Origin of the sequence: Romboutsia sp. 13368 (assembly GCF_018336475.1) — a bacterium.
Classification (GTDB): Bacteria; Bacillota; Clostridia; order Peptostreptococcales; family Peptostreptococcaceae; genus Romboutsia.
Genome location: NZ_CP048741.1, coordinates 74,730 through 76,220, shown reverse-complemented (window position 1 = coordinate 76,220; position 1,491 = coordinate 74,730). Strand labels below are relative to the sequence as shown.

Genomic DNA, 1,491 nt, shown 5'->3' with positions numbered 1-1,491 from the left:
ATGCTATTGCATTAAAGTTGTATATTCCATATATTGTAGTTTCTCTAATCATTCTAGCAGCTGAAACTTTTGATAATAAGCTAAGACTAGTTTTACTACCAATATTAATAGCTATATTTGATGCTGCATTATATAATTGTGCTAATACTCCTAATAAACTTAAAAATATATATGATATTATTGCACTAAAATATAATTTATATATCCTTTTAAACTCTAAATCATATAAAGCTAGTATTTTATTCACCCCTATATACCTCCCTCATTTTATCTACAATTGACATTCCTTGATTTTCTCTAATTTCTTCAGCATTAAATTGACATACTACTTTTCCAGCTTCTATAAAAATAACTTCATCTACTATAGATTCAATTNNCTGCTATTTCATGAGTAGTAATTATTATACTTTGGTTATCTTCCATATATTTTGCTATTATTTCAATAAACTGCTCCCTTGTAAAAATATCTATTCCTGAGAATGGTTCATCAAGTAATGTATATTTTGCATTTTGTGCAAATCCAAGTATTATTTTTACTCTGGCTTTATTTCCTTTTGATAGTGAAGATATTAGTCTATCTTCTGTTAAATTAAATATTTCTAACATTTCATAGGCTTTATTATTATCCCAGTTTTTATAGAAGATTTTCATAAATTCAAAGCTTTCTTTTATAGTTAGTTGTGTAAAATGTGTGTCTATGTCTGGTACAAAAGACAATTTATTATAGGTATTATTATTTAGCTTTTCTTTATCTATAAATATTTCCCCACTGTCTACTCTAATTAACCCTGAGATAGCTTTTAGTATTGTAGATTTACCTACTCCATTAGTCCCTAAGATACAAGTTATTTTACCTTCTTGTATGTTAAAGCTTATGTTATCTAGAGCTTTGATTTTTTTGTACTTCTTACTTACATTTTTTACCTCAATCATTATATTTCTCCCCTAGTATTTTTCATTTATTATTTTTATAAGTTCTTCCTTTTCAACTTTTATTGCTTTCATATTTTCTATAAATACTTCTAGTGATTGATTTATTAAATCTTCTTTTAATTTTGATAGTAGTATTTCATCATTAGTGATTGTACTTTGATGGTTTCTAACTGTTTTTATAATTTCCATATCTTCCATCTCCTTGTAGGCTTTTTGTACTGTATTTGGATTTACCTTTATATTTACTGCCATTTCACGCCTAGATGGTATTATATCCCCTGGCTTAAATTCCCCTATTACTATTTGTTGCTTAAAATATTTTATTATTTGTAAGTACACTGGTTCTTTATCATTTGGTATAAAATTCATTTTCTCACCTCCGTATCAGTGTATTAGTTCATTAATACATCTATAAGTGTATTATATYAATAGTACACTTATAAATACAAGTACTTTTAATTRTTTTGTGTAAGTTATATATAAAAAAAGATGTTAGAATCTAATTATTCTAACATCTTTTTTACTTATTAAAATCTTATTTATAATATTTTATAATCT

At 25.2% G+C, this 1,491-nt stretch carries 3 protein-coding genes; all 3 read right to left on the bottom strand.

The genetic code is table 11. The features are described from left to right. Positions 1 to 247, bottom strand: a 247-nt coding sequence (locus tag G3997_RS00405; protein WP_296646340.1) for a hypothetical protein, incomplete at its 3' end; no start/stop codon positions are given. Positions 248 to 369: 122 nt separating this feature from the next. Beyond that, entirely contained in the window at positions 370 to 933 is a 564-nt protein-coding gene (locus tag G3997_RS00400) for an ABC transporter ATP-binding protein (RefSeq protein ID WP_330616146.1), read from the bottom strand. Between the two features lie 12 nt (positions 934 to 945). Then, complete coding sequence (locus G3997_RS00395; protein WP_296646337.1) at positions 946 to 1,302, bottom strand: GntR family transcriptional regulator; 357 nt, start codon at positions 1,300 to 1,302, stop codon at positions 946 to 948. Positions 1,303 to 1,491: the final 189 nt, after the last annotated feature.